Below are 1078 nucleotides of genomic sequence, written 5' to 3'. Positions count from 1 at the left end.
CCTCCGCCCCCACCACCGCCAGAGTTCTCAACGAACATCGACGGCCAACCGATGCTGCACAACGCCGCTTACCCACCGAGGCAAACACGCCCCTGGTTCGGTGGCCCGGTGGTACCGCTGACCTTTCAGTTCATCACTCTGATGATTGCCGCCTGGTACGGCGCCAAGCTGCTCAGCCGGCCGATCCAGCGCCTGAGCGACGCCGCCGAGCGCCTGAGCGAAGACCTCGACAGCGACCCCCTCGACGAATCCGGCCCGCGCGAAGCCCGGCAAGCGGCGCACACCTTCAACCTCATGCAACGGCGCATCCGCGAACAGGTCCAGCAACGCGCGCGCATGCTCGGCGCCGTCTCCCACGACCTGCGTACGCCACTGTCACGGCTGAAACTGCGTCTGGAAAACATCAGCGACGACAAGCTGCAAAGCCAGATGCGCCAGGATCTGGGCGACATGATCGGCATGCTCGACGCCACCCTCACCTATCTGCACGAACAACGCACCAGCGAAGCCTTGCAGTTGCTGGACGTGCAGGCGCTGGTCGAATCGCTGTGCGAAAACGCCCAGGACCAGGGCGCCGATGTAGAGGTCAGCGGCCACTGCTCGCCTTTGCCAGTACAACCGATGGCGCTGCGTTCGTGCATCAACAACCTGCTGGACAACGCCCTGCGTTACGCCGGACAGGCGCGGATTGAACTGCTGGAACAGCGTGAGGAATTGCTGATACGGGTGATTGATCACGGGCCGGGGATTGCTGAGGACCAGCGTGAAGCCGTGTTTGAACCGTTCTACCGATTGGAAGGCTCGCGTAACCGCAACTCCGGCGGCGTAGGACTGGGCATGACCATCGCCCGCGAAGCCGCGAAGCGGTTGGGTGGGCGGTTGGACCTGGAAGAAACACCGGGTGGCGGGCTGACTGCCATTGTCCGCTTGCCACGGGGCTGAGGCTCAGCCGACTTGAAGTGTGAGCGAGCCTGCTCGCGAAAGCGTCTGATGATTCAATGCATCTGTTGAATGTACCGGCCTCTTCGCGAGCAGGCTCGCTCCCACAATGAAACTGAGTGTATTCGGTAGATATTGG

The 1078-nt window shown here is 62.5% G+C and carries 1 protein-coding gene; it reads left to right on the top strand.

What is annotated here, in order from left to right:
• The coding region (locus tag D8U82_RS15315; RefSeq protein WP_130902460.1) for an ATP-binding protein at positions 1–942 on the top strand (942 nt) is incomplete at its 5' end.
• Positions 943–1078 lie beyond the last annotated feature (136 nt).

This window comes from Pseudomonas sp. Sample_23 (genome assembly GCF_004307595.1).
Taxonomy (GTDB): domain Bacteria; phylum Pseudomonadota; class Gammaproteobacteria; order Pseudomonadales; family Pseudomonadaceae; genus Aquipseudomonas; species Aquipseudomonas atacamensis.
This window is presented reverse-complemented; position numbering and strand designations above follow the sequence as displayed.